This is a genomic window from Mesorhizobium sp. M2A.F.Ca.ET.039.01.1.1, assembly GCF_003998035.1.
In the GTDB taxonomy this organism is placed as follows: Bacteria; Pseudomonadota; Alphaproteobacteria; order Rhizobiales; family Rhizobiaceae; genus Mesorhizobium.
Map to the genome: position 1 here is coordinate 15,244 of NZ_RZRY01000006.1, position 22,427 is coordinate 37,670.

Below are 22,427 nucleotides of genomic sequence, written 5' to 3' on the forward strand. Positions count from 1 at the left end.
ATGAAGGCTCGACCATGCGCATCCTGCTGCTATCGCAGTTCTATCCTCCGGTAATCGGGGGAGAGGAGCGTCACGTCCGCAATCTGGGCGCGGCGCTGGCGCGGCGAGGCCATCATGTCAGCGTCGGGACATTGTGGCATCCCGGATCGCCCGAAACCGAGCTGGACGGCGCGGTCCGCGTGCATCGCCTGCGCGGCACGCTCCAGCGTCTGTCGGGCCTTCACGCCGATCCCGAGCGCCGCCATGCGCCGCCCTTCCCGGATCCCGAACTGATGCTCGCCCTGAAGCGGCTGGTAGCCCAGGAGGAGCCGGACATCGTTCACGCCCACAACTGGATTTACGCGTCCTTCCTGCCGCTCAAAGGTCTGAGTGGGGCACGCCTCGTGGTTACGTTCCATGATTACGGCCTTGTCTGCGCGAAGAAGAACTTCATGCACTTGGGCGCCCAGCTCTGCAGTGGCCCCGCGGCGGCCAAGTGCCTGCCTTGCGCCACTGGGCATTACGGGGCGGTGAAGGCAGCTGTGACCACCTTGGGCAATTGGGCGTCGAGCTTCGCCGCTCGGCGCGTGGTGGACCGCTTTATCGCGGTGAGCCACGCGGTGGCCCGTCACAACGGACTCACCCAAGGCCACGCCCCTTACGACGTTATCCCCAACTTCGTGCCCGACGATGTCGGAGTGCTTGGCCCAGAAGACGCCTGCCTGCGGGAGCTCCCCGGGGATGGATTCATCCTGTTCGTCGGTGACTTGACGCGCCTCAAGGGCATTGACGTTCTCCTGCAAGCCTATGCCAGCCTGGAGCGGGCGCCACAACTGGTCCTGATCGGGCGCCGGGTCCCCGATACGCCAACCAAATTTCCGCCGAACGTTCAAGTCTTCAGCATGTGGCCGCATTCTGCCATCATGCATGCATGGCGGCGCTCACTGTTCGGCGTGCTGCCGTCGGTGGGGCCAGAAGCCTGCGCGACAGTGATCATGGAAGCGATGGCGTCCGGAAAGGCAGTTGTTGCAACCGACATCGGCGGCATGCCGGATATCGTCGATCATGGCGAAACAGGCCTTCTCGTGCCGAGCGGCGACGCGCACGCCCTCGCCAGCGCAATGCAGAGACTTCTCGAGGACCGCGCCTTGCTCGCCCGGCTGGAGGCGACAGGCCTCGCCAGGATCGAGCGCCTCAAGGCCGGAGCGGTCGTGACCCGGATCGAGCAGGTGTATCGGGACGTCCTTCGCCCAGCCCCTGGAAGGTCCGTGGTGCCGGCACAGCAAAGTTCGGGATAGTAATGATGTCGGTAGACCACTCCTGGACGGCATTTGCTCGCGTGCGCCGAGAGCTTCGAAAGAGCGCCGCGTTCGTGATGAATTCCGGCGCCATGGCAACCGGAACGGTTGCGGCGGCCGGTCTCGGGTTCGTCTATTGGTGGCTCGCGGCGCGGCTGTTTCCGCCGGAGGTGATCGGCAACACCTCTGCCTTGCTGTCCGTGATGGGACTTATCGGCACGCTGGGGGAGGCGGGACTCGGGACTATGCTGGTGGGTGAGATCGTCCGGAATCCCGGCAGGGAGCGCGGCCTGGTGGCCGCAGCACTGTGCTTCGGGGTGGCGCTGGGGGTCGGGCTGGCCTTGTTGTTCGTCTTCGGGCATGCGTATTTCGGCAGCTCTACCGAGCTGATCGGCGGCTGGTTCGTGGGAGTTGCATTCGTCCTCGGCTGCGGTCTGACCGTTCTCGCCATCTTGGCCGACCAGGCGTTCCTGGGCACCCTGCGCGCCACCGGCAGGATGATCCGGCAAGTGCTGTTCTGCACGTTGAAGCTGATGCTGATCGCCACCGCCGCGGTTGGCGGCTACACCTCCCATACCGCGCTTATTCTGAGCTGGGTGGCCGGTCTTCTGGCGTCCATCATCGGCGTGGACCTGTTGACCCGGGGCGGTGCGCGTCGTCTCGTTGGGCCTCCCGATTTCCAGCTGCTCCGTACGCTGCGGGGCAAGGTCTTCGACCACTACGTGCTCGACGTGGCCTTGCAGGCTCCCGGCATCATCATGCCCTACGTTGTCCTGGTTCTCCTGTCTCCGGCCATCAATGCCGCTTTCGTATCCCTATGGATGCTGGTCACCATCGCCTCATTGATTCCCGCGGCCATGGCCACGGTCCTGTTCCCCGTGGTGAGAGCGAGCCCGAAACAATCCAGACACGATATCCTTGTATCGGTTATGGCGTCATTGCTCTTTTCGCTGGTCTGCGCCGTTTTCATCTTCACCTATTCGCAGAAGATCCTTGCGGTCTTCAATCCGGCCTATGCTGAGATCGCCGGTTCGAGCCTGCGCTTCCTTGGCTTCAGCCTGCTGGGAACAACGCTTAAATTTCATGCCTGCACGCTGGCGCGGTTGGGCGACAGGATGCGCAAGGCATCTCGCTGGTTCGCGCTTGGCGGATTGCTGGAGCTGGGCTTGGTGATAGCTGGAGCGAGGCTTGGTGGACTTGAAGGCCTGGTCCTGGGCTGGACGCTCGCCACCAGCATCGAGGGCGTGTGCGCGGCCCTGACTTTGACCTTCGCAATAAAATCTGATTCTGCCGCCGGCGTCGTGAACGAAGAATCGCCCCCGTCGCCGCTCCTGACTTGAAAGACGGATCGCCTTGTGCGGATCCGCTTGTGATGCTCGAACGCGCAAGCCTGAGCGACGTGGTCGAAGCTTCAATTGCCCAAAGTGGTGTGATGACGTCGCCGGCGCGAAGGGCTGCGGTCCGCAAGCCGCTCGATGTGATGCTGGATAGCGTCAAATCGGTGACGGGCCGTGCTTGAGGATTTCTATGACACGCTGAATGACCAGCGGAGGGCGCAATTCGAGGCGATCCTGCGCGAGCATGTGAGCGAGCAAGCGCGACCGGGAAACCAACATCCAGCGCTAGCTACCAAGGCACTGCCAAGGCCGCTATGGAAGTCGCGATGAAATTCTAGGACGCTGATGCGCGATTCCTCCGTCACTCAGAAGTACGACGAAGAAGCCGGTTTCCGAAAAAGGCTAACGAACGGCGTTCAGTTCAAGGAGCTGTGCGAAGCGCTGTTCGCCGGCCTGTCAGGAAGAAACAGCACATCGGCAGATTCGGTTCCGGTTGTTCTGGCCTCAATCTCGGCTTGGCTTGCCTTTCGACGCCCGGTCCGGGACAGCAAGTATCCCTCGTATCCGTTATCCGACAAGAGGCGCAGGACTGCCAAAACGGACGCCCCGAACTTGTTCAATCCCTGGTCGGAAAGTTCGACGAACAGGGCCGGCCGGGCGAACCTCAGGATCTCCATCATGCCCTGAAGCGTCAGCAGTTCGGCGCCCTGCACATCGATTTTCACGAGCGCCGGGCGCCGGGCTCCTTTGTCCGCGAGCAGCCCGTCAAGCGTGACGGCGGTGACCGGCACGCCGGTGCCGTTCCGGGAAAGCTTGTGGTCGGACGGGTAAAGCGGGTTGATTTCGAGAAAGGTCGTGCCGGGCTCGGCGGCGGCGACCACCCTCAGCGCCTCAACGCGGCCAAGGAAACCTGCGTGCTCGAGCGCGGAAATCAGGCCGCTGTAATTCTGGTCCTCAGGCTCGATGGCGATCACCTTTCCGCCGTCGCCGACCCATTCAGCGAAGCGGAGCGTGAAGAAGCCGACATTGGCGCCGACATCGATGACCAGCGATCCGCCTGGCACGAATTCCCTGAGCTGATCGATCGGGCCTGCTTCAAAATACCTTTTGTAGAGGGGATAAAGCGCAAGATAGGCGCGGTGGAAGATCGCAAGACGCTGCAGGCCGAGCTTGGCGGTCAGCACATACAGCTTGATAGCCGAATCTCTGAGCAAGACTGCGAGCATTCAGGAACCATCCAGCAGATTTATTGCCAGTGGCTTGTCGAGGGGCCCGCTCGGAGGGGAGTCGCTCGGGCGACGGCACCGCAACGATCTTCGTTCAGTTGTGCAGACTTTATCACTCGATCAAGGTCTGATCGCGAGAACTAAAGAGGTACCACCCGAAGATCAGCATCGACACGCCGCCCCAAGGCCAATGGGCTGGATAATTCAACGGCGACCGATCGACGAAGGTCAAGCCTTGCCCGGGCCGCGGAGTACCTCACGACGGCGCCGAACGAGCCGATTCATCCCAAGGTCATGTCGAGTTCACACGGGATGAGGAGCGCGACGTTTGCCGTGCGACATGGAATGAGGCGAAGGCGTTGCGGCGGTCGGATAATGCGCGGCGAGGACAAAGAGGGTAAGGCAGCAGCGCTAAACCGACTGATACCTCTATAATCTCGTGCCCCTATGATCGCGTCGAGGCCCACCTGCCGCGCAATATAGTCGAGCTAACCTGTCATAGTTCACGATCGACTATCTGCTCCTCGTCGTTTCGCTTTAAGATTGGCCGTGCCATCGGTGAGCGGCGGCGACCATCGCAATTGCATCTTGGTCAAGCCCTCGTTACGAGTAGGGCAATATGAAAAGTATATCGAAGTACATTTCTTTCACAACGCTTATGATCGTCTCGTGCGACACGGGTGGTGGGGGCGGTGGGTCGTCGCTGCCGCCGCCAGCTGGGTACACTACCAGTCAGCTGATATTCGAGGACACCTTCACCGAGCACTCGCTCGACTCCACGAAGTGGATACCGGCGATCGCGGACCAGAACGGTATCTGGCAGCAGAGCGTGCCGTCGCCGTACTCCGCGATGAACGCTGGCGGGTTCGACGCCGAGTACTTCGACCCGGCCCAGATCAGCACTGGCCCATCAGGCTTGAAGATCGTTGCGACGAGAAGCAACCGGTTCGCCGGGTACACGTGGAAGTCGGGCGCTATCTGCACGCACGGCAAGTTCACGTTTGCCGGTGGCTACGCTCAGATACGCATGAAGCAACCGGACGTCAGCACTGGCGGATGGCCAGGCTTCTGGCATCTCGAGGGCGGGGCCGAGATCGACACGCAGGAGGGCGGGTTCCTCAGCGGCTCCGTGTCGGCCAACGCGGTGCTGGCAAACGCTTTGTTGGCTGCCACCAACGAGCAGCGGTTCTTCGATGCTGGTGTGGACCTGTCGGTCGGCTATCACGTCTGGGGCATGGAGTACATACCGGGGGTGTCAATCGAGTTCTATTTCGATGGTGTGCTCAAGCGAACCGTCACTACGAACGTGCCGACCGGTGCCATGACCCTGCTCATTAGTCTGAGTGTCGCCAACAGCAGCGCGTCTGGCTGGCACACGGCCTACGACAGTTCGACCCCGGCAACGCTCGAACTGGAGGTGACCGACGTTCAGGTCTACCACCTGAACATGGACCGACAGCATTGAGGAGTGACGACACGAAAGTGAGCGTATGTACCGCTCGACAGAACGGAGCAGGAACTAAGCTGCGAGCAGCGAGACGGCCAGCGCAACGGATGCAAGCCGTCGGTGGGCGCCGGATCGGCGACCACCGACGTGACGCAGTCCGCCCCTGCCGGGGCCTGCATCGACGGGCGCCCATGACAATGACCGCTTATGCTTTCCTTCAGCGCCGCCTGAGAGCGGGTGGGGAAAAACAGCCGAAAGACCCCATCAGCTACCCTACCCACCGTCCGAAGGGCCCTTAACGCAGCCCTCCTATAATCAACGCCAGAGAGCGATGTCCTCAGTGCCGCGCATTGGGCTCACGCCATCGAGGCGACTACCTCCAGCATCACCTCCGTCGCGCCGCCGGCGATGGATAAGACGCGGGCGTCACGCGCTATGCGCTCGATCGGACTCTCTCGCATAACGCCCATGGCGCCGTGGAACTGCACGCACGCATACAACACTTCGTTGACAAGTTCGCCGCAGACGGCCTTCAACATCGAGATCTCGCGCAGGCAATCATCGTCCGCCGCCATGCGCCAGGCGGTGGCATAGAGAAACTCACGGCTTGCCGCCACTTTCGCAGAGAGCATCGCAAGGCGTTGTCGGATCGCCTGCATGTCCCATAGGACGCCCCCGAATGCGCGGCGAGTTTTCACCCAGGAGAGGGTCATGTCGATCGCGGCCTCGGCCATCCCTATCGCCATACCTGCGAGAACAAGGCGCTCATTCTGGAAGTTGCGCATGATGGAGTAGAAGCCCTGTCCCTCCGTGCCGAGCACGTTCTCGGCAGGGATGCGGCAACCATCAAAGACGAGCTCCGCCGTATCGGAGGAACGCCAGCCGAGCTTGTCCAACTCGCGCGCGACACTGAAGCCTGGCGTCCCCTTCTCGACGAGGAACATAGTGATCCCGTGGCTTCCTGCCGAGGGATCAGTCTTGGCTGCGACACAGTAGAGATCCGCGTGGACGCCATTCGTGATGTAGAGCTTCGTGCCGTCGAGCACGTAGGAGTCGCCATCTCGCAGCGCGCGTGTGCGGATGGCCTTCACGTCCGAGCCCGCATCAGGCTCCGTGATGGCGACCGCGGTGATCACCTCGCCGCTGATTATGCCCGGCATCCAGCGCGCCCGCTGGGCTTTGGTGCCGTCATGAAAGACGTATAAGGAAGCCATGTCGGCATGGACCAGCATTGCATCGGCGACGCCGCCGTAGGTCGAGCGCCCGAGCTCCTCGGCGAAGACCGTTGATGCGACCGCGTCCATCTCGGCGCCACCATACTCGGCAGGGTAGCGGATGCCGAAGAAGCCGAGTTCGCCCATGCGGCGCAGGATCGGACGAGGAATGAATCCGTTCTCTTCCCAGGGATCCGCACAGGGCTTGATTTCCTCATCGACGAACCGGCGCACTTGGTCGCGCAAGAGCTCATATTCCGCCGCCACCCAAGGCAGTCCGGGTTCTCGTGCCGATACCCAAGCTTTGTCCATCATCTTCGTCCGCTCTGCATGCATCCAATGCAAAGGCACCGCCTGGATCGGTGCCGAAGGCCGGGGCATTCCGGCAAGCTAGAGTTCGATCTCCTCTCTCGGTCCCTCCGAGAGTGGGGAGCCTTTGGAATTTGCCACCCAACGCATTCCGTCGATCGCTTCCGCCAGTTCGGCGAGCGTCGGGCGCTCAAAGAGATTGCGAAGCTGCACGTCCACGCCGAAGATCTTGCGCATGCGCGCCACCGCCCGCATCACCAGGAGCGACTCCCCGCCCAAGTCAAAGAAGTTGTCGCGACGGCCGATTGCCTCGACCTTGAGGAGATCGCACCACAGCGCGGCCAGCGTCTTCTCGGTCTCCGTCAACGGGGCGGCGAATTCTTGCGCAGGCTGGAAGTTCTCCGCCGTCGGCTCGGGAAGCGACCAGCGGTCGATCTTGCCGTTGGACGTGAGCGGCATCCGTTCGAGGCAGACGTAGTGCGTCGGAATCATGGATCCCAGGAGTTCTTCGGCGAGGTGCGCGCGCAGCTCCGCGACGGTCAGGGGTTTCGACGAGACATAGTAAGCCACAAGTCGCGCGATGCCGTCTTCTGCCGCTGGCGGTTTGAGATCGCCCGTTTCGACCGTCCTTGGTGTCGTCGCCGGGTTGGCGATGGCGGTGACAGCGCATTCCTGAACGTGCGGATGCTTGAGAAGCCGGGCTTCGATCTCGCCCAGCTCGACACGTGCGCCACCGATCTTCACCTGATGATCGGCGCGGCCGAGAAAGTCCAGGCGCCCTTCCGAGTTCCAGCGGGCGAGATCCCCGGTCTTGTACAGCCGCAGTTTCGAAAACCCATCGCGAGGATCGGTGACCGTAAGGAAACGCTCGTCTGTCAGGTCAAGGCGATTGAAATAGCCCCTCGCGAGACCGTCGCCGGCAATGAACATCTCACCGATGGTGCCGGGGGCGGCCGGTCGATGTGCTTTGTCGAGGACGTAGATGCCCGCATTGGCGGCCGGAACGCCGATCGGCACCGATGCGGATTGATCCCGGTCGATGTCGAAACGGTGAATCATGCAGCCCACCGTGGCTTCGGTTGGTCCGTACTCGTTGTAGATCTCGATGGGATGGGGGATGGCGTTGGTGATATCGCGAGCCAATTCGGTTTTGAAGTCCTCGCCGCCCACGATGAACTTGCGCAGCCTTGTGGTCTCGAGATTGCGGTCGCGGATCATCGCGAGATGCGCCGGCGTCAGCTTCATGATATTGACGGCATTGTCGTCGATGACCTTGAGCACGACCATGCTCTGGACTCCGGGATCACCGCGATAGACCACGATGCGGCCGCCGGTGACGAGTGGCGTATAGAGCGTGGTAACGGTCAGGTCGAAGGCCAGGGATGAGAAAAGGGGCCATGCGTCACCTTCGCTGGAACCGTACACCCGAGCGGCCCACCAGATGTAGTTCACCAGGTTCCGGTGCTCGATCACAACGCCCTTGGGCGTGCCGGTCGAGCCGGAAGTGAAAATGATATAGGCGGCGCTGTCCGGAGTGGCAGCGGACGGCCGGGCCGAATCCGGCTGATTCAAAATCGGCCCGAAATCGGCGTCGAGCAGGAAAATGTCGGCAAGGTTCGGGGAAATGACGGATTGAAGGCGCGCCTGTGTGATCGCCACCGGCGCCCGCCCGTCGGTCCCGTTGGCAATGTCCTTCAGGATCGTTGCGAGACGCCCCTTCGGCGTCGCCGCATCCACCGGCACGTAGGCCGCGCCCGACTTCAGGACGCCCAAGATCGCGACGACGACCTCAATGGAATGCTCCATGAACACAACGACAATCCGACCTGGCCCAGCGCCGGTCGAGCTCAGATGCATGGCCATCTGGTTGGAGCGTTCGTCGAGCTGCCGGTACGTCAGCGTTGCGTCGCCGAAACGGATCGCTTCGGCGTTAGGACTGCGCCTCGCCTGGTCCCGGAAGAGATCGATGATCGTCCTGTCCGACGGGTAGGGTGCTGCCGTAGCGTTGTACTCGACAACCAGCGTCTTATGATCGGCATCTTTCAGCGGGGAGAGCGCTACGCCCTTCACCGCGATAGGCAGGACCTCGTTCATCAGATACGCTCCCCAGTGCAGAAATCAAAGATCAATCACGTCAATCGCCCAGCCCTTCGGGTTGCCTGGCGATAGAGTTCTGCGATGGCAGGCGCATCCGGCTCCTCCAGCATACGGCTATCGTTGCAGTCCTCGGGCCCGAAATAAAATTCGGCTTGGGGCATCACTCGAAGCCATTGGCGCGGTGCCGCACCCGATCGCATCCAAGCCTTGTTCGGAAGGAATATGAATACTCGACCCGAATACGGAGTGGGGATGTACCGCCGCAAAGCCGTGATCGCCGTGGATTTGAGTCGAGCTCTGCTCGCCAGCACCGGATCGGTCGTGACAGGCTCTTTGGGGGTCACGAGGGCGCCGACGTGCCCGCCAAGGTTCTGGAGACGCCTGCCGAAATACCGGAGACGAGCTCCGAAGGTCGGCAGCTTTGCTATCTCTCGCAGGAATGAATCGGCGGTGCGATTGGCAAAGAAATATAGTTGACGCGGCAATTCCTTAAAGATGATGGGGTGCAGAGGGCCAAATAGCGCCATGCACGGGACCTCCGCTCCGCGTTGACGCAGGATTTTCGCCAGCTCGAGAGCGGTTGCAGCGCCGGAGCAGTAACCGGCGATGATGTAGGGACCGGTGGGCTGATATGCGACGATCTGGCGGGCGAAATACTCGGCAATATCTTCGACGCGTTCCATCGGTTCGCTCTGCCCATCGAAGCCGGACGGTTGGAGTGCGTAGAACGGCTGATCGCCACCCAGGTGCTTCGACAGGTCCGAGAATGAGAAGGGCGCCCCGATATGCCCGGGCACGGCATAAATGGGCGTGCGTGTTCCGCGAGACTGCAGGGGAATGATTGCTGGCTGTTGCTGAGCTGCCGCCGTGGCCATGTTCAGAAACGCGATGATTTCGCCCTTCCGCTCACGCAACTGGTTGGAAGACTCGGCAGTCAGTGCGCCAGCCGGGGCGTTGCAGCGCAGCCGGTCACCCTCTACCCAAACCTTGATGTCCTTGACCGCGAGGTCTGCGAGAAACTCCGGGATCTGCATCACGTCCGCCAACATAGGGCCTCTCGAGTTGGTTGCCCTCCTCGCTTATCTGTGGTGCATCGTAAGTGAATGACGGCATCGCCGACATTTCGATTCCGGACTACCACTCAATTCCGGACTGCCACGGTCCCGATGTACCCGGGTTTCGGTACGAAGCTATGGAAAGTCCAGTCCTCTTCCTCCCAAGAAAGGGGCTGTCCTAAACCGCACCCAAGGGCCTTTGAGACAGCCTCCAGCCGGGTCCAGCGCCGGAGGAAGCCTTCCGGCCGGTCTTGCGGGCCAAGGGCGGTGTAAGACTGGTACTCGGAGGCGGAAAAGCAGAGCGCTGCGATCTCGTCCGCTTCGGGCACAGGGAGAACGGCCTCGATGTCCACCCCAACCTCCTCCCGGGTCGAGAGGGCGACGACCGCGACATCTCCGGATCGTGAGACGCTGAAGTGCAAATCGCGAGCAGGCATGCGTCGCGAGAGGTAGGGTTTGCCTAGGCTTCCATATTCTATCTCGAGGTCGGACGGCGAGATTCCCAGTTTGGAAGCGAGGACCCGGCGCAGCAGCCCACGGGTAGTTTCAAAGCGGCGGCGATCCCGCTCCAGTCTCAAACCATCGGCGCGCCGACGTTCCTCTTCGTTGAGGCAAACGCCTATCTCGCGGATGACGTTCTGCTCCGTGTCGAGCATGAATGCCAAGACCTCTAAACCATCTTTCTCGAAAATCGGCATTATGATCCCGGGTCTCAGCCCGACTTTATCCAAAGAGTATGAAGGGGGCGGTTCCGGCTCCACGGGAGCGCCAGAAAATTGGATGAACTCGAGCACGGGGCAGACAGAAGTCATACGTGGCTCCCGATCGCTGGGAACGCTCATGCGCATAAGAACGGCAGCGCCGTTCATGCGATTCCCGATGAAACAATCACGTAAGGGCGAAAGCAAGGAGCGGCGGGTGGGTATTTTGATGTATGGATGGGGGGCTATAAAGCCACCTAGAAATGCTGCTGCTGCGAGGGGCTGTCGGAGGCGAAACGGCCAAATTTATCTTGACACCAATCTTGGCAATGAACTCGCGCCCAGTGATCTCCCTGTTCTGACGAGTAGGCTGCTGGCCGAAGTTACTTGGATGCGGAATCGCGTCAGATCAAAGCAGTCTCCGCGCGTCGCTTGCGATGCCATCGTCAGTTAAGATCCAATTCGGATTACCTCTTCTGACTATCGATCGGTTATGGTCGCTACGTTGCGTTTTAGAATCTATGGCTCCAGCGGTAGGAGTCGAACCTACAAGCCTTGCGGCGTCGCATCAACAGTGCGGTGCGTCTACCAATTCCGCCACGCTGAAACATAGATTAGACAAATTCAACCTCTCCTTGCCTCCCTTGCCAAACAGCCGACCTGCCGCTTCAAGGTCCAAGAGCCGGCCTCAAAGACTCGATCAGAATGGCAGCTCCCTTTTTGGTCGACATCTCAAGCCGCGGCCTGTCTCACATGAGCAGCAATGGTCCCCAGCACCCCCTTGGCCCCGCGCAGCTTTGCCTCAATGCGGCGCTCTGGACTGTCTCTGCCTATCGCGATCCACCGCAAAGGCTGCTCCGCATTGGCCAGGTGTGACTTGTGCCCGGCGGAGCCTGCCAGAAAATCGTAGCCGCACTCCCCGCGTCCGATGCTATCCTCAATCGCCAGCACATGGCTGATAAGCCCGGGTTTGAGCCGGCCGTCGCGCTCAAACACAAAGCCGCTTTGATAGTTGAGAACACGCCCGTCATGGACGAAGTTGTACAAAACACCAATTGTCTGCTCCCCAACCAAAGTCCGTGAGATGCGGACGGTCCCCGTGGGAACTCCCCGCGCAATAAGGTCCTCGTGAAAGCGACGGAAGCTCGGGTTGGCAAAGGATCCCTTATGTCTCCACCGCGCCTGATGGAGCTCGGCGAGCAAATCAAACGCGACGAGCGCGTCAGCTGTCGCTTCCTGCGTCCGGAACTCAATGGGGCCGCGTTCCGCATATAACCGCATGGCACGGCTTACCGCTTGACGAGTATTTCGGCCCAACGTGGCGCGGTAATTTCCGCCTTTCTGGCGGACTTTGGTGAAATCGATCCATCGTGCCGTATCTACCGCTTTGACCTCGGCAAGGAACCCAGCTCGCCCCGCGGTGCGACAAGCGGCTGAGTCAAAGTCCTGATCAATTCCAGAGAGCACCAGCTGGTCGGAGTAGCGCAAGTGACGTGCCAAGGCCTCGAGGCATGCCGCTCTAACGGCATCGGCCAGGGATCGCTCCGCTAGAATATTGTTGTACTCGATGAACAGTCGATCGAAACGAACGTCTCCGGTTTCATTGAGCAGCCAACGCGCTCGCGCATGCGGCCCGAAACTCCACGTCCTCCGACGGCAAATAATCGCCAAGCCGACAATCTTGCCTGACGTCCGAGCGACTAAGACGTGTGGTTGCGCACCCGCCGGGAGATGCCGTAGCCACGTTCCGATCCACAACCAGGATAGATAGAATGAGTGGGTGGCTCGCGCTTCGAGCTCCTTCCAATCGGTCTCAAGTTTCTCGATGTTCTGCAAGGTCTCCACACTAACGTCGATCACCGTATCCTGAGGCATGGCATGCTCGTCTGAAGCCACACGATAGCGCTTCGCATTGAAATCTGAGATGTAGCGATTGATAACTGAGAGACGTAGCGAGATCCTGACATGCTCCCCTCTTTCAAATACTTTTCCGACCGAGTAGCTTCCATTGCGCTATTGCGTTGAATCAAGGCAAAATAACAGGCAAATGAGGCTCCTCGAAAGAGGCAGCTTCAGTCTTCAGCACGATGCCGTCAGTACTTTGCCAACGCTATAGCTCGGGCTGCCGTTGGGAATTGCCACCCCGACGGCAAACCCGTTTGTTAGGCGTCAATTCGGATTGATCATCTGATCAGCCAGCACGCGCCCAGGCCCTGCTTCGTTGAGAGTGCTCGCGGCCGGCAGGTTGTCGCCGGTCGGCAACGAGGTTGGAACCGGCGAGCCGGCTGGCTCTCTTGGCTGGCTTTCGTCCATGCTTATGTTGACGAGGTCGCCTGGCCGCAAAAGGGTCATCCCGTCGGACTCGATGCTGACCGGCCCGGCTGGCGATTGCCGCACGATTTGATAGGTCACCCTGTTCGCGTTCGCTGTGAACTGGGCCGCAAACTGGGCGCGGGTCACCGGCAACGTGTACAGGACGCCTTCGCTGGCGTTCAAGTCGTGCACATTGGTCGCGATCTGATTCTCCGTCGTCTCAAGCTCGACCTCAAGATCGTTCGTGTGGTCGGCGCGGGCTTGCATCACCTCAGCCTCCAGCGAAGCGACGCGCTGCTTGGCGCTCGAGAACCGGTTAAGGGCGTCCTGCCGACGTTGTTCCGCGTCAGACAGCTCGGCCTGGGCCTGGTCCATCATGGTCACGTTGAGAACTTTGCGGTTCACAAGCGTTTGCATGGTGTTGACGCGCTCCTGGCGCAGCTTGACGAGCTCGTCCAGCGATTCCATGTGTCCATACGCGACGACATCCTGCTTGGCTGCCTCCAGCGCCGCCAGGCTCGCGCGTTCGCGATACTTGCGGGCCATGGCGAGGGCATTACGGCGGTCGCTCTGCTCATTGACGAGATTGGCGGCTTCGGTCGGGCCGGCCAATTCCAGCAACTGGGACGGGATCTTGGGCGCCGTCCCGTCGCGCTCGGCTTCCAGGACGGCCGCGCGCGCGAGCAGTTTCACCATGGCATCGATCGCCCCGCTCCGCTTCTGGGTTTCACGCACGGCTTCGATCTGCTGCCACGGCTCGCTCGAGCTCTGGTTCAGTCCGCCGGCCAGCGCGACGGCATGTAGGATCGTCATGCCGGGCGCGTACTTGAACGAGCCTGGATTCTTGACCGGCCCCAGCACGTAAATAGGCGAGCGCTCCAGCGACAGGATGTTGACCAGCCCCTTGCGGCCAAGAAGTTGGTTGAAGGTTTCCACCAGGTCGTCCTGTACTTGCTGCGCCGACCGGTTGGCGACCGGAACGGAGCCAAGCAAGGGCAAGGAAATCGTGCCGTCCTCCTGAACAGTATATTCGCCGCTCAGTTCCGGACGCTGCAGGATGCCGCCCAGGGCCGAGGCCGAGGACGTGCCTCCCCACTTGTCTTCCTCGACGTCGACTCGCTCGTAGAACGCGAGCTTGAGGCGGTCGCCGACGCCGAACGGGCTGCCGGTTGGCGCGTTTGGTTCAATGCCGCGTGTTCCGGAGCGCTCGGAATTGGTGGCGACGGCAGGGGCTGCGTTCCTTTCGATCGACGCAGCAGGAGACGAATCCGGTCCCGTTCCGGGAGTTTTGGAACCCTCAGCGCTAAGGATGACAGGCGCGGCACTCGGTGCGGTGAAAGCGGCGGCCAACGTACCCGATCCAGGCATGACCGCGCGGGACGGTTCGGCTATGGTTTGAGCTGGTTGATCTTGCCAGCTGTCAATAGCAGAAGAGACTTTCTGCGCCAGGGCTCCGAAACCCTCCTCGACCCGCTGCGCCAGGGTTCCGGAGACCTCCTCGACCCGCTGCGCCGTGGTTCCGGAAACCTGCTGGACCCTCTGCGCCAGGGTTCCGGAAACCTCCTCGACCCTCTGCGTCAGGGCTCCGGAGACGTCCTCGACCTTCTGCATCGCGGGTCCGGAGGCATCCCTGAGGGCCTCCCAGTTTCTGATCGCGCCCGCTCCCAGAGCGGCGACGCTGGAGAGCCCCATGACAAGCAGGACGCCCTTCATGCCACTCCGGGCCGAATTTGACGAGGAAGCGACGGGTTCGGAGGCGGGTTCGGAATTGTATTTTGTCTCTATTGCCATGGCACGTGACCTTCACTTTTTCAGTGGTGACCATCCCGTCTCGAACTGGTCGAGCCGAGCAAAGGCTGCGCCTTATCGTGACCCTTCACCTCCAACGGCACAACTATCCTTTGTGGGCACTCCTTCCGGATAAACACCGCCTGCGCGGGCTCGTTCAATGATGAGATTGCTGCGCCGCAGACGAACCTCTTTGACGGCAAACGAGACAAGGCGATCGAACGCGGCGAACAGCCGGGATTGGTCGGCCGACAAAGCGTCTCGAACCGCCTGCGGCCCAACATACATCTGCAGGACGGCTGGGACATCCTCCCGATTTCATCGTCCAAGCTTTGGAGAACGAGGAGATCACCATATACGCCTCCTAGCCGCAAACCCGATCGAGGCTTTGGGTTTGAGAATCCGGATAGTCCTCGACGATGCTGCCCTACGCCTAAAGAGGGTATTTGGGCGCCTAAAGAGGGTATCTTGGCATGGGATATCGTGGCGTAAGGTAATTTAGGCCAAGGAATTAGGGCGGTTGGCGCGTTGCGTGCCGGGCACTACACCGGGTCTTAGGGACGTCGAGCGCCACAGGTTAGAGGAAGTTGTGATGACAAGGCAATCGTTTGTAACAGTGCTTGTCGGGGCGAACGAATTACTTCGAGAGGGTCTTATTCGAATCCTGGATGCAGAAAAATTTCGTATTCTCTCCTCTGCGGCTTGTGTTCACGATCTTCTGCAGAAATCGCTACCCCAGCACCGGTCCATCTTGCTCATCGTGGATGTAGACGGCACTGGGGGGGATGCCGGATTTGGGCAAATTGCAGACTTTAAAGCAATGTATCCGACCAGCCATGTCGTGGCGCTAGCCGATCAGTGTCGATCGAACGATATAGTTTCAGCCTTTCGCGCGGGGGCTGACGCGTATTTGACCAAAGCCGCTGCTCGTGAAACCTTCATCAAGGCCATCGAATTGGTTATGCTTGGCCAGACCGTGTTACCTGCGGAAACATCGACTTTTATTCAAGAAATTTGGCCCATTATGAAGTATGATGCGGTGCGTGATTTGGCAAGCGTGGCTGTTGAAATCGAGGACGAGGATAGAGAGCTGTCAGTTTTGTCGAATCGAGAAAAATGTATCCTTCGTTGCTTGATCGAAGGAGAGTCTAACAAAATCATCGCGCGCAAAATTGACATCGCCGAAGCTACGGTGAAAGTACACGTCAAGGCAATCCTTCGAAAAATTCGGGTCCGCAACCGTACTCAGGCTGCAGTTTGGGCGATGAATCACGGCGTGCTCACTCCCTCGTCCGGCAATGGCCTGTCAGGGAACGAAAAGATCGCCATTCAGCCCTCCCACGATCAGCAAGAGCTGATTGGAGCACAAAAGGGATACCGCTTCCTCAAGCACTCATCCGATGTGACCGCCGCCTCTTCTTGATATAGTCCCGCCGGGCTGCTCGTGGTCGCAGGCCGAGCTTCGTGCGAAATCACAATGTGCCTGCAGCTAACTCAACGCTCGAAGGACTGGGTTCGACCGGGAGACATTCGCTGGGCTCGCCGGGTTGCGCGGAGTCGACTATTTTGCCACGGCTTTCAGCTCAGGCAGGCCAAATTCTTTGGCAGTTACATCTCGCGAAAAACGAGCGGTGGATCATCGGTGAAAAGGCTTGAACTCGCCCGACGGTGTGCTAACAAAAATTTGCCTGTGTCGTCGGGCGAGGGACAGAAGCAGCCCATTTAAAGCTAACAGATTTTCAACATCCTTTTTTGAAGTTGAGAGGATGCATCAAGGTGGATAACGCACAAATTGCTCCTGGATTTTCGCTCAACGAAGCCCGAATTGGAACGGTCGTGGGCGGAGAGTCGGGGCTCCTGGTCTGGAAGTTCGATCAACTGGTTGCAGTCCTTACTCGCATCGACGAGGAAGCCTACTCGACAAAGGGCAAATGGTTCCTCGAGACAGGCTTCGGGTTGCTAAGCGGGCAGCACAAGAATTTCGATACGATCGAGGAAGCCCTGAGCTGGGTGGGCAGACATACCTTCTCTAGTTCAGCGACTGAGCGGTTGAAGCGGATGGACGAGACCGGGGGCGGCGCTGCGCCAGGCCAGCGGCTACCAGCCGAAGATTATATCGGGAGCTTGGCGTGACCGGCTGGTCGGGCGCTCCCGAAGAAAGACGTCACCTTGCGCGGGTTTATGACCGAATTTGACGAGCGGCCTGAAGGTCGCGCGCTCGGTCTGCGAATTCGTGCACACCCACAAAAAAGGCGCTGACCAGAACTGAGCAGGATCGTGTGGACGCGCCGCGCCGGCGGGCGCGGTGGGTCCAGCATCGACACCAGGTTGAACTCGCCCTCTTGGTGACCGGAGGCAATTTCATTCCGCTCTAGTCACTGCAATGAGGATCCTCGACCTTCACTTTCGCAGAGCTCCTTCCGCGAAGAGATCGTTGACCTTGTAGGCGACTTCCGTGCGGTTGGTCGCCTTCAGTTTCTTCATGATGTTTCGGATATGCACCTTCACGGTGCTTTCACGCAGGTTCAGCTCATAGGCGATGACCTTGTTGGCTTTCCCGCGGCAGAGCGCTTGGGCGACCTCGGCTTGCCTTAGAGTGAACATTCTCGACAAAGGCTGCGTGTCGCGGCTTTCTGACTCGATCAGATGCCGCATGGAGAGAACGCTGCTTGCCGGAACAAAGATACCTCCTGCTGCAGCAAGGTTGATTGCTTCGACACACACATCGATACCGACTGAGGTCGGAATGTAGCCTCGTGCGCCACATTCGAGTGCTGCCAATATCTGTGCAAGGTCCTCATTGTCCGCCAGGACAACTACAGGGATCGATTTGAACTCAGACGATATGCGCCTGATCTCGTCGGCCGTGACATGATCGGTGACCTTCCGACCGCCAAGGTTGAAGAGTATGGCGACCAGGGGAGGGGCTGAGCCCTTCTTCATGCGCCATTCTTCGATCGAACCCATGGCTGCGACCGCCATGCCAAGTTCGTGGTCTACGAGGGCCGATGCAAGACATTCTCGGTCCAAGGCCCTTCCATCCAGTATGAGAAGGCACTGCTCATGACGAGCATTTTCGGTTCCGTTACTCGAAACCCTTGGCTGATTCAAAGAGGTGTAATTAACCAGTCCAGCTGAGGAACTCATATTACCCACCCTATTGCCCACGAGCCGCCCCCGGCGGCCGACCATCCCTTGTTCCAGAATTTGGAATTTTTAGGCTGGATCGCTTCATCCTGACCACACAGCTGTTCCCGCCTACCCCAGCGAAGAACGGCTAACGTACTCTAGGGTGGTATTATTAGCGGTCGCTAACCTAGGTTAATTTTTGGTAAATTTGCAAATAGGCGGTGCCGACCAGGCCTTGAAGACGCCGCGCCACAGGTTCCCAGGCACGCCGCTATGCCTGCTGATTGAAAACCGATCGCGGGAGCAGGCTGGATTCGCCAGGAGAAATCTAGCTGAGGTACTCTTTCTCAAACCCGGCCGATTTTACGAGGTTCTTGCGGTTGAGAATCTCGACATGGCCAGCCTTGAACGAGACAAGACCGGCACTGCGGAGTTCCCTCAATGTCCGGTTCACGTGAACGGGGGTCATTCCGAGGATGTCCGCCAGTTCATTCTGAGTGAGAGGGCAGTCATACTTCCCGTGAGCGGACAGGCCAACGTTGGAGAGCCTTTCCTCCAATTCGAGCAGGAAATGGGCGGTCCGGCTCATTGCATTGCGCCGCCCGACATTCACTAGGTGCTCGGCTAGAATGGCATTCATCCGTGCCAGGGAGTGGGCAATCTTGCTGCCGAAAGTAGCCTCGGACAAGATTCCCTCGACCAAGGCCTTCCTTGGTATCGGGTAAACAGTCGCATCGGTTATGGATGCTAGCGAAGCGAACCGTGGTCCGTCTACGGAGCGGAAGCCGACAATGTCTCCCCAAAGGGGAGTGTCAATGATCTGCCGTTCTCCGTCCGGCAGCCCGCGGTAGAGCAGGGTCCAGCCTGACTTTACGATGAATATCGTATCGTCGTCGTCATCCTGGCGACATATGATCGAATCGGGTTTGTAGGCTCTTGGGGTAACACCGAGAAAATGGGTGTTGACCCACTCAGCCTTCGACCACGTCTCCCCAACCGGACGTGGGCCTATGAATTGCGACAATGTCTGCATGGAGATCAGCAATTTCCCCAACCCTACCACAACCTACAATAGTTAATTCTTGAACGCCAGATGTGAGCGGCTTCACAATGAGCTGGCTATGGTAGCAACGCTCGATGGAAAAGAACACTTCTCCGACCTCTGCAACGCCGCAACGACTTCGAAGTTCCGTATCAGCCTCCTAAGGTGGAGAGAGCCGATGTCTTCGCCGGGGATGGTGCGGCCTTCAGCCGAGGCGTCATTTGCAACCGCCTGACTTTGCGCATTTCGCGTCCAAAACGCGATTTGGCCGGTTGCGGAAAGTTGCAATTGGGAATTTGCACGCCTGGCCTCAAGAATGGTCGGGCAGGGCGGCTACTGTGCATGTCTCCCAGAAATGTGCAGCGATTGTGGGAGACATGCATCAAAACAAACGGCGGCTTGTCGGCAGCATCATCCCGAAACCGGTCGGGCACTTCCGGCCCCATTGCGGTCATTTTGGAACATGGCTCCGAAGGGCCGCGTATGTTTGCAAAGGAGGCATTGGGGTTAGCTAAAGTCGACTGCGTCACAGAACCATACGGAACGATGCGGGAAGATTTCTGATTTCGACCCACGAAAAAATAAATAATCAATGTACTCAATACGTCCTCCGGGCCCACCAACTATTACATATCAATGCCTTGCGCTTATGCCTCGGGAATCAAGCGAGCGCTGCCAGATAAATTGATGAGTTTTAGATCGAATGATTTTGGGCCCGTTGGTTAATTTCTCGGTAGGTTGATGTCACCTGTGAGACGTAGCGGGACGGGGCATTCTCTTGGATGTCCATTCGGACCCTCCGACGCGTGCTGAAGCCTGGTAACTCCAGTCTCCTCGGTCCGGTCCGAATAACCTCCCGAAGCCCACGCCTAGATCACCGTCTCTCCTCCATCGACAACCAGAATCTGGCCCGTCATGTACGAAGACCGGTCGGACACAAGAAACAGCACCGCCTCCGCGATTTCTTCGACGCTTGCCCAACGACCAAGCGGCACTTTTTCGCGGATGTAGGCTTCGATGGCTTCCCGCCCTCCCATCTGGGCGATGAAAGGGCCATTGAACGGCGTGTCGACCCAACCGGGGCAAAGCGCGTTGACGCGAATGCCAAAGCGGCCGTAGTCGCCCGCCATCTGCTTCGTCATCGCGATCACCGCGTGCTTGGTCGTCGTATAGGCGATCATCTCGCGGTCGTAGAGCACGCCGGAGCTCGATGACGTGTTGAGGATGACCCCGCGACCCGCCTTTTTCATGAACGGCATCACGATGCGGGCACCGAGGAAGTGAGCACGCACGTTGAGCGTCCAGGACGTGTCGAAGCCTTTGACGCTCACACCGAGCACGTCACCCTCTACCTGTACGCCGGCATGATTGTGCAGGATGTCGATCCTGCCTTGTGTGTCGATGAAATTGCGGAAACAGGCTTCAAGCGCCTGATCGTCGGTCAGGTCGAACACAAGCGCTTTCGCCTGGCCACCTGCGGCAACAATCTGGTCGACGGTCGCGTTCGCGCCGTCAGCGCTGCGGTCCGCCACGCCGACCACCGCACCCTCGCGCGCGATAATCAGAGCTGCCGCCCTGCCGATGCCCGATCCTGCCCCGGTGACGATTGCGGTCCTGTCCTTCAGGATCATCTTTCAGACCCCTTTCTCCCTGGCCCGTAATCCTGCATCATCCGGCGGACGAGCCTCGCCGGCTTGGGTGCGCGCCGATCAATCTCTGGGGAAAAAACAGGCATGTACGACTTCGGCCCCTTCAAGTTCGAGTCGAAGCAGGATTTTTTCGACAAGGCAATCCGTTTCTGGAATCCCGACAAGACCAGGTTCTGGCAGAAAGCCGGGATCGATCTGGTGATCGGCAAGCGGGAAGGTTATTTCCTCTACGACATGTCGGGCCGCCGCCTGATCGACCTGCACCTCAATGGCGGCACCTACAATCTCGGTCACCGCAACCCGGAACTGGTCGAGACCCTGAAGAGCGCGCTCGATTATTTCGACATCGGCAATCACTGGTTCCCCTCCGTGGCGCGCACGGCGCTGGCCGAATCCCTCGTCGATGTCTCGCCGGGAATGAAATATGCGGTCTTCGCGCCGGGCGGCGCGGAGGCGGTGGACATCGCCATCAAGAGTGCCCGCTATGCCACCAAGCGGCGCAAGATCGTATCGATCATCAAGGGTTATCACGGGCATTCGGGGCTCGCGGTGGCGACCGGCGACGATCGCTTCACCAAGATCTTTCTTTCCGACCAGCCGGAGATGTTCATCCAGGTCCCCTTCAACGATATCGACGCCATGGAGCAGGCGCTGCAGGGCGAAGACGTCGCGGCGCTGATCATGGAGACGATCCCCGCCACTTACGGCTTCCCGATGCCGAAGGACGGCTATCTCAGCGCCTGCAAGGCGCTGTGCGAAAAGCATGGCGCGATGTACATCGCCGACGAGGTTCAGACCGGCCTGATGCGGACCGGCAGCATGTGGGGCTGGCAGGCCTATGGCGTCCAGCCGGACATCATGGTGACGGCAAAGGGCCTGTCCGGCGGCCTCTATCCGATCAGCGCGACGCTGGTGAACGACAGGGCCGGCGGCTGGCTCAACGAGGATGGGGCCGCCCACATCTCGACCACCGGCGGGGCCGAGCTCGGCTGTGTCGTCGCCCACAAGGTCATCGAGATGCTGCAGCGGCCTGAGCTGGTTGCCAATGTCGGCACCGTGACCGAGTTCATGGCACAGGCCATGGGCGAGATGCTGGCTCGGCACGGCGACATCTTCACCGGCGTGCGCCAGAAAGGCGTGATCCTCGGCCTGGAATTCAGCAATCACCCGGAGGGCGCCGTCTTCGTGTCACGCGCACTCTACGAGCAGGGCGTCTGGGCGATCTTCTCGTCGCTCGACAAGCGGGTGCTGCAGTGGAAGCCCGGCGTGCTTCTGGATCGGGAAACCTGCCAGGACATCATGAATCGTTTCGATGCGGCAATGCCGCGCGCCCGGGAGCTGCTGCATCAGGCAGGCAAGGCGAATTGACATGGTCCAAACCTGGTTGAAACTGCCAGGCGTCCAGCGCGGGCTGGCGGTTGGACTTGCTGGGATCGCAGGGTTCCGGCAGGGGACAAGGGTGCAAAGATAGGGCAGGACGGACAGTGACGGATTTCGACGCGCTCACCCATGACCAGCAACTCGGCATCCTGCAGGAGACGGCAGAGGCGGCCATCGCCAACTACGATCTGCCGGCGGACGTCTCCGTCACGATGATCAACCTGTCGGAGAACGCAACCTATAAGGTTGCGGCTCCCGACGGCCGGCGCTGGGCGCTCCGCATTCATCGCGACGGCTACCATTCAAGGACGGCCATCCAGTCCGAACTGGCCTGGCTGACCGATTTGCGCCAGACCGGGATCGTGCCCACCCCCGTGCCGGTGGCGGGCAAGGATGGCGAGCAGATCCAGCGTGCCGGCCATGCCAGGCTGGCGCAACCCCGCAATGTCGTGCTGTCGCAATG

18 protein-coding genes and 1 tRNA gene are annotated in these 22,427 nt (G+C 59.9%); 8 read left to right on the forward strand and 11 right to left on the reverse strand.

Translation table 11 applies throughout. The features are described 5' to 3' along the window. Window positions 1-14: 14 nt before the first annotated feature. Genes EOA24_RS01650 through EOA24_RS41360 form a run of 3 tightly spaced genes read left to right on the forward strand, consistent with a single transcriptional unit; the run spans window position 15 to window position 2,796 of the window. The gene (locus EOA24_RS01650) at window positions 15-1,277 is read left to right on the forward strand and encodes a glycosyltransferase family 4 protein (RefSeq protein ID WP_126079479.1); all 1,263 of its coding nucleotides are present in this window, start codon (window positions 15-17) and stop codon (window positions 1,275-1,277) included. 2 nt (window positions 1,278-1,279) lie between these two features. Then, a complete protein-coding gene (locus EOA24_RS01655) occupies window positions 1,280-2,617 on the forward strand; it encodes a hypothetical protein (RefSeq protein ID WP_126079478.1) in 1,338 nt (445 codons plus the stop codon). Between the two features lie 32 nt (window positions 2,618-2,649). Beyond that, window positions 2,650-2,796 carry a hypothetical protein gene (locus tag EOA24_RS41360; protein ID WP_189343269.1) on the forward strand — a complete coding sequence of 49 codons (147 nt, stop codon included), beginning with the start codon at window positions 2,650-2,652 and terminating at the stop codon, window positions 2,794-2,796. 234 nt (window positions 2,797-3,030) lie between these two features. On the opposite strand, the gene EOA24_RS01660 is transcribed toward EOA24_RS41360, so the two are convergent. Then, complete coding sequence (locus EOA24_RS01660; RefSeq protein ID WP_189343268.1) at window positions 3,031-3,798, reverse strand: FkbM family methyltransferase; 768 nt, start codon at window positions 3,796-3,798, stop codon at window positions 3,031-3,033. 661 nt (window positions 3,799-4,459) lie between these two features. On the opposite strand from EOA24_RS01660, the gene EOA24_RS01665 reads away from it, so the two are divergent. Beyond that, complete coding sequence (locus tag EOA24_RS01665; RefSeq protein ID WP_126079476.1) at window positions 4,460-5,305, forward strand: glycoside hydrolase family 16 protein; 846 nt, start codon at window positions 4,460-4,462, stop codon at window positions 5,303-5,305. Window positions 5,306-5,643: 338 nt separating this feature from the next. Here the strand turns inward: EOA24_RS01665 and EOA24_RS01670 are convergent, their stop codons facing one another. The 7 genes from EOA24_RS01670 to EOA24_RS01700 all read right to left on the reverse strand — a co-directional run bounded on the left by EOA24_RS01670 (window position 5,644) and on the right by EOA24_RS01700 (window position 14,689). Further along, window positions 5,644-6,816, reverse strand: a complete 1,173-nt coding sequence (locus EOA24_RS01670) for an acyl-CoA dehydrogenase family protein (RefSeq protein ID WP_245491003.1) — start codon at window positions 6,814-6,816, stop codon at window positions 5,644-5,646. A gap of 75 nt (window positions 6,817-6,891) precedes the next feature. Further along, the gene (locus EOA24_RS01675) at window positions 6,892-8,904 is read right to left on the reverse strand and encodes a non-ribosomal peptide synthetase (protein ID WP_126079475.1); all 2,013 of its coding nucleotides are present in this window, start codon (window positions 8,902-8,904) and stop codon (window positions 6,892-6,894) included. A 35-nt stretch (window positions 8,905-8,939) separates the two neighbouring features. Further along, a complete protein-coding gene (locus tag EOA24_RS01680) occupies window positions 8,940-9,956 on the reverse strand; it encodes a thioesterase domain-containing protein (protein ID WP_126079474.1) in 1,017 nt (338 codons plus the stop codon). A gap of 92 nt (window positions 9,957-10,048) precedes the next feature. Next, entirely contained in the window at window positions 10,049-10,660 is a 612-nt protein-coding gene (locus EOA24_RS01685; RefSeq protein ID WP_245467261.1) for a 4'-phosphopantetheinyl transferase superfamily protein, read from the reverse strand. Window positions 10,661-11,185: 525 nt separating this feature from the next. After that, window positions 11,186-11,270 (reverse strand) — tRNA-Asn (locus EOA24_RS01690). Between the two features lie 125 nt (window positions 11,271-11,395). Next, on the reverse strand, window positions 11,396-12,538 hold the full coding sequence (locus EOA24_RS01695; protein ID WP_126079472.1) for a GNAT family N-acetyltransferase: 1,143 nt from the start codon (window positions 12,536-12,538) through the stop codon (window positions 11,396-11,398). Window positions 12,539-12,832: 294 nt separating this feature from the next. Next, on the reverse strand, window positions 12,833-14,689 hold the full coding sequence (locus tag EOA24_RS01700; RefSeq protein ID WP_189343267.1) for a polysaccharide biosynthesis/export family protein: 1,857 nt from the start codon (window positions 14,687-14,689) through the stop codon (window positions 12,833-12,835). 667 nt (window positions 14,690-15,356) lie between these two features. Here EOA24_RS01700 and EOA24_RS01705 point away from each other — a divergent pair. Further along, window positions 15,357-16,187: a response regulator transcription factor gene (locus EOA24_RS01705; protein ID WP_126079470.1), complete on the forward strand. Its 831-nt coding sequence runs from the start codon at window positions 15,357-15,359 to the stop codon at window positions 16,185-16,187. A gap of 353 nt (window positions 16,188-16,540) precedes the next feature. Continuing rightward, a complete protein-coding gene (locus EOA24_RS41365) occupies window positions 16,541-16,897 on the forward strand; it encodes a hypothetical protein (RefSeq protein ID WP_189341961.1) in 357 nt (118 codons plus the stop codon). 267 nt (window positions 16,898-17,164) lie between these two features. On the opposite strand, the gene EOA24_RS01715 is transcribed toward EOA24_RS41365, so the two are convergent. The 3 genes from EOA24_RS01715 to EOA24_RS01725 all read right to left on the reverse strand — a co-directional run bounded on the left by EOA24_RS01715 (window position 17,165) and on the right by EOA24_RS01725 (window position 20,566). Then, complete coding sequence (locus EOA24_RS01715; protein WP_189343341.1) at window positions 17,165-17,911, reverse strand: response regulator transcription factor; 747 nt, start codon at window positions 17,909-17,911, stop codon at window positions 17,165-17,167. Between the two features lie 310 nt (window positions 17,912-18,221). Beyond that, entirely contained in the window at window positions 18,222-18,938 is a 717-nt protein-coding gene (locus tag EOA24_RS01720; RefSeq protein WP_245491002.1) for a Crp/Fnr family transcriptional regulator, read from the reverse strand. A gap of 866 nt (window positions 18,939-19,804) precedes the next feature. Then, the gene (locus tag EOA24_RS01725) at window positions 19,805-20,566 is read right to left on the reverse strand and encodes an SDR family oxidoreductase (protein WP_126079467.1); all 762 of its coding nucleotides are present in this window, start codon (window positions 20,564-20,566) and stop codon (window positions 19,805-19,807) included. A gap of 102 nt (window positions 20,567-20,668) precedes the next feature. On the opposite strand from EOA24_RS01725, the gene EOA24_RS01730 reads away from it, so the two are divergent. After that, the gene (locus tag EOA24_RS01730) at window positions 20,669-21,952 is read left to right on the forward strand and encodes an aspartate aminotransferase family protein (protein ID WP_126079466.1); all 1,284 of its coding nucleotides are present in this window, start codon (window positions 20,669-20,671) and stop codon (window positions 21,950-21,952) included. 116 nt (window positions 21,953-22,068) lie between these two features. Further along, window positions 22,069-22,427: phosphotransferase (locus EOA24_RS01735; RefSeq protein ID WP_348633061.1), on the forward strand; the 359-nt coding region annotated here is incomplete at its 3' end.

Coding starts and splice junctions, on each gene's coding strand:
- EOA24_RS41360 (WP_189343269.1), top strand. CDS start 2,650: ATGCTCGAACGCGCAAGCCTGAGCGACGTGGTCGAAGCTTCAATTGCC.
- EOA24_RS01705 (WP_126079470.1), top strand. CDS start 15,357: ATGACAAGGCAATCGTTTGTAACAGTGCTTGTCGGGGCGAACGAATTA.
- EOA24_RS01730 (WP_126079466.1), top strand. CDS start 20,669: ATGTACGACTTCGGCCCCTTCAAGTTCGAGTCGAAGCAGGATTTTTTC.
- EOA24_RS01680 (WP_126079474.1), bottom strand. CDS start 9,956: ATGTTGGCGGACGTGATGCAGATCCCGGAGTTTCTCGCAGACCTCGCG.
- EOA24_RS01670 (WP_245491003.1), bottom strand. CDS start 6,816: ATGATGGACAAAGCTTGGGTATCGGCACGAGAACCCGGACTGCCTTGG.
- EOA24_RS01675 (WP_126079475.1), bottom strand. CDS start 8,904: ATGAACGAGGTCCTGCCTATCGCGGTGAAGGGCGTAGCGCTCTCCCCG.
- EOA24_RS01695 (WP_126079472.1), bottom strand. CDS start 12,538: ATGCCTCAGGATACGGTGATCGACGTTAGTGTGGAGACCTTGCAGAAC.
- EOA24_RS01665 (WP_126079476.1), top strand. CDS start 4,460: ATGAAAAGTATATCGAAGTACATTTCTTTCACAACGCTTATGATCGTC.
- EOA24_RS01685 (WP_245467261.1), bottom strand. CDS start 10,660: ATGCCGATTTTCGAGAAAGATGGTTTAGAGGTCTTGGCATTCATGCTC.
- EOA24_RS01725 (WP_126079467.1), bottom strand. CDS start 20,566: ATGATCCTGAAGGACAGGACCGCAATCGTCACCGGGGCAGGATCGGGC.
- EOA24_RS01650 (WP_126079479.1), top strand. CDS start 15: ATGCGCATCCTGCTGCTATCGCAGTTCTATCCTCCGGTAATCGGGGGA.
- EOA24_RS01715 (WP_189343341.1), bottom strand. CDS start 17,911: ATGAGTTCCTCAGCTGGACTGGTTAATTACACCTCTTTGAATCAGCCA.
- EOA24_RS01700 (WP_189343267.1), bottom strand. CDS start 14,689: ATGAAGGGCGTCCTGCTTGTCATGGGGCTCTCCAGCGTCGCCGCTCTG.
- EOA24_RS01655 (WP_126079478.1), top strand. CDS start 1,280: ATGATGTCGGTAGACCACTCCTGGACGGCATTTGCTCGCGTGCGCCGA.